Raw genomic sequence first — 6,518 nt, 5'->3', positions numbered from 1 at the left:
GCCGGAAGTGGTGTGCCGATGACGGCGATGCCGGTCGGTGACAAGACCCCCGAGGGCGAGGACCGCGGGACCAGGGCGCAGGTGGTCAGGTCTCGTCCCAAGGTGGTGCCGCGCAATCGTCCGGGATAGTGCGGCGGTGCTGCTGTTGCAGACGTGAATAGTGTGCAAAGCGGCCGGAATTCGATACTTTCGGTTATGCCGGCATACGCTCCACGAACGTCGTATGCGCAACGCCGAATTCATCTGATTGGTGTAGTGAAAACCCGCAACCGGTGCGCGGCTCGTCGCAGGAACCGGGCGAGAAACCGAATGACTGCGGCCCGATCGAAAATTGGCAGCCCGTTGGGCGCACGTCCTGCCGGTAGGCCTAAAAGCGTTGCAGCGCAACGAATGTGCGAGCGTCGATCCGCCGGATGAAGCCGCCGAGTCGACCCGCGCGCATTTCGTTGTTAGCCCAGGCGGGTGACGATGTCCGGTGGCCGTGACCACGGATCCGGTGCCGTGTCGCCGTCGGTTCGCATGTGCTCGACAGAAGAAAATTGGCAATTCCCGCATATTTTCTTCACTTTGTCTTACGATGTGAACCGGTTGGTGTAAATAGGTTCGCCACAGCGCCCGAACGCTCTATCGGCTGTGGAAGGGGGCAGGGGTGCTTTTGCCTCTCGGTTCGCCGTTGCCGGATGACACGGTGTCGGCAGTTCGAGGAGAGTCCGGCATGCTCGGTGGGCTGTCGGTTCCGCTCAAGTGGGGCGTGGTCGTCCCGCCGGATGACTACGACCATTGGGCGCCGAAGGCGGACGCCGGCGCCGAGACCCTTGAACAGCCGGCCGACGTCCCCCGCCCAACCGCCGTTGCGGACGGCGTGTGGAGCGGGTGGGAAGGCGACACCGTGCCGCGGGGATCGGGTGTGATCCCGCATTCCCCGGCAGCCGGCTGAGCCCGGCGAAACCCAAACCGCTGCGGTAGCGGCGCCGGGCGCTGCTCAGAATCGGCCGCCGCCACCCATGAAACCGCCGCCGGACGCACCGGGGCTGCCGCCGAACGAGGTCGGGCTCCAGTCGCCGAATCCGCCCCGCATGCCGCCGCTGAGCACGTTGCCGATGATGATCCCGCCGAGCATCGCGCCCATGTCACTGCCGCCGCGGCCGACGTAGGCCCGCTGCGCCAGTTGCACGTCGTCGTTAGCCAGCGACTGCGCGGTCGCGGCCAGCGTCGACGCCGCGTTGGCGTGCGCGATCGCCTCGGTCGGCAGCGTCGATCGTTGGTCCTGCGCGGCCTGCAGATGCCGTCTGGCCTCTGCAAGCCGGGTGCGCGCCTCGGGACCGATGCTACCCCGGCGGGTGTCGACGTAGTCCGACACCGCACGCACCCGCGACTGCGCGGTGAACAACGCCTGCTCCAACGACCGGCTCAGCCGCTCGGCGGCGGCCTGCTCCTGGGCCAGGGTGGCCAGTAGTCCATTGAGGCCGGCGTCGGCTTTGGTCAGCTGAGCGAATGCGCCCAGCGGATCCTCGGCAGCGCCGGCTCGTGCGCTGTCGACGGCCCGGAGGGCGGCATCGCGCGCCGCAACCAGATCACCTGTGTGCGCGGTCTTGACCTTCGGCGCCTTGCGCAGCAGTTCGTCCGCGCGCTCGATGTCGTGCTGGATGTCGGTCAGGGCCGACGGCAGCCCGTCGATGGCGTGCTGAATGTCGCCGGCCGCGTTGTCCACCGCGTCGAGCAGCGCGCGCGCCTGGCCCAACGCCGACTCGGCGGCGCGGACGGCGTCGACCAGACCGGCTTGCCGCCCGCTGACGGCATGGGTGACAAGCTCACGGGCGCTGGTGATGTTGCGGTCGGCGAACGCCAGCCGCTCCTTGGACGCGGTCACGTTGCCCGACACCGAAGTCAGTGCTGCCGCACTGAAGTCGTTGTGCAGCGCGGCAAGTCGTTGTTCGGCCGGCGCGATGCGGGTGGTGAGTTCCACGTATTGCTGCGTCAGTGCGTCCAACCGGGAGGGGGCGTTGATCACCAGATCCCGCAGCCTCTCAAACGCCTCGGTCTGTGACTCCAGCTCGCGGTCGGCGCGCGCCGCCGCGACGATCACCTGGGTGAGTAGTTCCCGGCGCTGAGCCGGCGTCTCGGGCATGTCGTCATCGAGTTGTTGACGGATCGTAAAGGCTTGGGACAGAGCGGCTTTGGCGTTAGTCACGGCCTGGGTGAACGGCTGGGTCCGGTCGCTGCCGAACTCCGTGACCGCCAGGTCCAATTCGTTGGCGCTGGTGCGTAACGCGTTGTCGACGTCCACCACCAGTTCGCGGGAAAGGTCGTCGAGTGCCTGCGGGGGCACCGCGGCCAGCGCGTCGGCGTCGGTGGGGTCGACCCGGCGTGCCGCCGCCAACGCCGCGGCGCGTCGGCGTCGGCCGCGATAACGCATGACCAGCAACAGAATTGCCAGCGCGACCAGGATGCCCGCCAGCACGGCCAGCAGCGCCACCCGGCCCGCCGAATCCGGCGAGGTGTCGAGTCCGTTGGCCGCCGCGACGGCGGCGCCGCTCCAATCGCCATCGTGCAGGGCGGGCTCGATCTTGTTGCGCCGCAACTTGTCGACCTGATTTGCGGTGATGCTTTTGACCGTGGCGGGCACCAGGAAGGCGTATTCACGGCTGTTGGTGCCGACGGCCAGCAGCGCGTCGTAGGCGCCCAGGTCGCTGTTGGTCACGGTGCGCTGTGCCCACCCGGTCGCGCTCTGCCCGGAGAAGTTGTCGACGTAGACCACCCACAGCCGGATGTGGCGGTCCGTGTACAGCTTGCCGAGAGCAGAGGCGACCGCAGCGCGCCCGGAATCCGACAGGGCACCCGCGTTGTCGGTGATGTAGTCGGCCAACCGGAATGGTGGTTGCGCGCGGGCGGCCGGCGCCAGCAGCAGGCCGCCGCCGAGGCCGACCGTGAGGATCGTCGCGATCACGACGATCAGGCGAGCGGTGCAACGCATAGGGCCAATCTAGCCCCGCGACGATGCAGGCCCGTAGGCCTGCTGAGGAGTGCGGCGGTCAGGCATAGCCCCGCGACGATGCAGGCCAGTAGGCCTTCTGAGGAGTGCGGCGGTCAGGCATAGCCCCGCGGCGACACACGCCAGCAGGCTTGAGCCGAGCCATACTTCGGCAGGCATTCCCTGGCAGACTGTGCGTCGGTGACCGGGAATCAGCACGACCCCTACGACGACTTCGACCGTCAGCGACGGGTGGCCGAAGCGCCCAAGACTGCGGGCCTGCCGGGCGCCGAGGGTCAGCACCGCACCGACTTCGCCCGGGATCGGGCGCGGGTCCTGCACAGCGCCGCGCTGCGCCGATTGGCCGACAAGACGCAGGTGGTCGGGCCCCGAGAAGGGGACACCCCGCGCACCCGGCTGACGCATTCGCTCGAGGTCGCCCAGATCGGGCGGGGGATGGCGATCGGGCTGGGCTGCGACCCCGACCTCGTCGAGCTGGCGGGACTGGCCCACGACATCGGCCACCCGCCCTACGGACACAACGGCGAACGCGCGCTTGACGAGGTTGCGATGGACTACGGCGGCTTCGAGGGCAACGCCCAGAACTTCCGGATTTTGACCAGTCTGGAGCCTAAAGTCCTTGACGGGCAAGGCAATAGCGCGGGGTTGAACCTGACCCGGGCGTCGCTGGACGCGGTGACGAAGTACCCGTGGCCTCGCGGCGAAGGGCAACGCAAGTTCGGGTTTTACGACGACGACCGCGAGCCGGCCGCCTGGGTTCGGGCGGGCGCACCGGAGGGCCGGATGTGTCTGGAAGCGCAGGTCATGGACTGGGCCGACGATGTGGCCTATTCGGTGCACGACGTCGAGGACGGCGTGGTGTCCCAGCGCATCGACCTGCGGGTGCTCGCCGACGAAGACGAGGCCGCCGCATTGGCCAAACTGGGCGAGACGGAATTTTCCCGGGTGCGTGCCGACGACTTCATGGCGGCGGCGCGACGGCTCTCCGCCCTGCCGGTGGTCGCCGCCGTCGGTAAGTACGACGCCACGCTCGCGGCTTCGGTTTCGCTCAAGCGGTTGACCAGTGAACTGGTCGGCCGGTTCGCCTCGGCCGCCATTGCCACCACTCGCGCGGCGGCCGGTCCCGGCCCGCTGGTGCGTTACCGGGCCCAGTTGCAGGTTCCCGACCTGGTGCGCGCTGAGGTGGCCTTGCTGAAAATCCTGGCGTTGCAGTTCATCATGTCCGATCCGCGTCATCAGGAAACGCAAGCCGGGCAGCGTGAACGCATCCATCGGGTGGCGCACTGGCTGTATGCGGGAGCGCCCCGCACGCTGGACCCGTTCTTTGCTGCGGCCTTCAATACCGCGGCCGACGACGGCGCCCGGTGGCGCGTCATCGTCGACCAGATCGCCTCGTACACCGAGGGTCGGCTCGAACGAATCGACACCCGCCAGGCCGGTCCGTAGTCACCGGTTGGCAGGAAGTCGTCCGGTCTGGGAATCGGCGCGGCCGCCGCGAGTTAGGCTGCCCGACATGAAGAAATTCAGCGGCTCGCCCTTTGTGGCCTCCTTGTTGATGGGGCTTCCCGTCGTCGCCATGACTGCCTGCAGTTCACCGCAGCATGCGAGCACCCAGCCGGGCACCACACCACGGGTGAAGAGTGCCGCTCCGTCGTCCGGGGAGTCGACGTCGACCCCGGCGCCCGCCGCCGGCTCGCTCAACGCGGAACTGAAGACGCCCGATGGCCGCTCGGCGGCCACCGCGACCTTCGACTTCACCGGCGGCTACGTGACCGTGACGGTGAAAACGGTGGCGCCTGGCATCCTCACGCCCGGCATCCACGGCCTGCACGTGCACGAGATCGGCAAGTGCGAGCCGAACTCGGTGGCGCCCACCGGCGGTGCGCCCGGCAACTTTCTGTCGGCCGGCGGTCACTACCAGGCCCCCGGACACACCGGCAAGCCCGAGAGTGGCGACTTGGCGTCCCTCGAGGTCCGGCAGGACGGCTCGGCGTACTTGGTCACCACCACCGATTCGTTCAACCGGGACGACCTGTTGGCGGGCAACAAGACGGCGCTGATGCTGCACGGCGCCCAGGACACCGAGAACGCGATGGATCGGGTCGCGTGCGGCGTCATCGGTACCGGCTAGCGTGCGCCGTCGCGACCTAGACTGAGCCGATGTCAAGCCCGGCAGGTTCACGCGCGGAGGGCGATGGCCGCGCCCGGGGTCGGGGCCGGATTCCCGATCGCGACATCGCCGCCATCCGCGAGCGGGTGCGCATCGACGAGGTGATCGGCGACTACGTCCAATTGCGCCGCGCCGGCGCCGATTCGCTCAAGGGCCTGTGTCCGTTCCACGACGAGAAGTCGCCGTCGTTTCACGTCCGCCCCAACCACGGCCACTTTCACTGCTTCGGCTGTGGTGAGGGCGGCGACGTGTACGCGTTCATCCAGAAGATCGAACACGTCAGCTTCGTCGAGGCCGTCGAACTGCTCGCCGACCGGATCGGTCACACCATCAATTACTCGGGGCCGGCGACCAGCGTGCAGCGCGACCGCGGCAGTCGCAGCCGGCTGGTCGCGGCCAACGCGGCGGCGGCGGAGTTCTATGCGGCGGCGCTGGAATCCGCCGAAGCCGCACCGGCCCGGCAGTATCTGACCGAGCGGAACTTCGACGCCGACGCGGCCCGTCACTTCGGTTGCGGCTTCGCGCCCTCGGGTTGGGACTCGCTGACAAAGCATCTGATACGCAAGGGATTTGAGTTCAAGGAGCTGGAGGCGGCCGGCCTGTCACGGCAGGGACGTCGCGGACCGATGGACCGCTTCCATCGCCGGTTGCTGTGGCCCATCCGCAGTTCGGCCGGCGAGGTGATCGGCTTCGGCGCCCGGCGGCTGTTCGACGACGATCCGATGGAAGCCAAGTACATCAACACGCCCGAGACGCTGCTGTACAAGAAGTCGAACGTGATGTTCGGCATCGACTTGGCCAAACGCGACATCGCCAAGGGACACCAGGCCGTCGTCGTCGAGGGCTACACCGACGTGATGGCGATGCACCTGGCCGGCGTCACCACCGCGGTGGCGTCGTGCGGCACCGCCTTCGGCGACGAGCATCTGTCGATGCTGCGCCGGTTGATGATGGACGACAGTTTCTTTCGCGGCGAACTGATCTACGTGTTCGACGGCGACGCGGCCGGACGGGCCGCCGCGCTCAAGGCTTTTGGCGGGGAACAGAACCTGGCGGGCCAGTCGTTCGTGGCCGTCGCCCCCGACGGCATGGATCCCTGCGACCTGCGGCTGAAGTCCGGTGACGGCGCGCTGCGCGATCTGGTGGCCCGGCGCACCCCGCTCTTCGAGTTCGCGATCCGTTCGGCGCTCGCCGAGATGGACCTGGACAGCGCGGAGGGCCGGGTCGCCGCGCTGCGCCGCTGCGTGCCGATGGTGAGCCAGATCAAGGACCCCACGCTGCGCGACGAGTACGCCCGCCAGCTCGCCGGATGGGTCGGCTGGGACGACGTCGCGCAGGTCATCGACCGGGTGCGCA

Annotated in this window: 5 protein-coding genes and 1 pseudogene; 5 read left to right on the top strand and 1 reads right to left on the bottom strand. The window is 68.4% G+C overall.

Annotated elements, in window-relative coordinates:
• Positions 1–129: pseudogene (locus DQP58_RS27525) on the top strand (PPE family protein); the annotation flags it as partial.
• A gap of 586 nt (positions 130–715) precedes the next feature.
• A complete protein-coding gene (locus tag DQP58_RS25520; RefSeq protein WP_112710863.1) occupies positions 716–937 on the top strand; it encodes a hypothetical protein in 222 nt (73 codons plus the stop codon).
• Positions 938–982: 45 nt separating this feature from the next.
• Here DQP58_RS25520 and DQP58_RS25515 read toward each other — a convergent pair whose 3' ends face one another.
• Positions 983–2,974 (bottom strand): TPM domain-containing protein, encoded by a 1,992-nt coding sequence (locus DQP58_RS25515; protein ID WP_112710862.1) that lies wholly within the window; start codon positions 2,972–2,974, stop codon positions 983–985.
• Between the two features lie 198 nt (positions 2,975–3,172).
• On the opposite strand from DQP58_RS25515, the gene DQP58_RS25510 reads away from it, so the two are divergent.
• From DQP58_RS25510 to dnaG, 3 genes are all read left to right on the top strand, one after another.
• Positions 3,173–4,438 carry a deoxyguanosinetriphosphate triphosphohydrolase gene (locus DQP58_RS25510; RefSeq protein WP_112710861.1) on the top strand — a complete coding sequence of 422 codons (1,266 nt, stop codon included), beginning with the start codon at positions 3,173–3,175 and terminating at the stop codon, positions 4,436–4,438.
• Positions 4,439–4,505: 67 nt separating this feature from the next.
• A complete protein-coding gene (sodC, locus tag DQP58_RS25505) occupies positions 4,506–5,123 on the top strand; it encodes a superoxide dismutase[Cu-Zn] (RefSeq protein WP_112710860.1) in 618 nt (205 codons plus the stop codon).
• A gap of 29 nt (positions 5,124–5,152) precedes the next feature.
• On the top strand, positions 5,153–6,518 hold a 1,366-nt coding region (gene dnaG / locus DQP58_RS25500), incomplete at its 3' end, for a DNA primase (RefSeq protein WP_112710859.1).

Source organism: Mycobacterium colombiense, assembly GCF_003284975.1.
In the GTDB taxonomy this organism is placed as follows: Bacteria; Actinomycetota; Actinomycetes; order Mycobacteriales; family Mycobacteriaceae; genus Mycobacterium; species Mycobacterium europaeum_A.
This window is presented reverse-complemented; position numbering and strand designations above follow the sequence as displayed.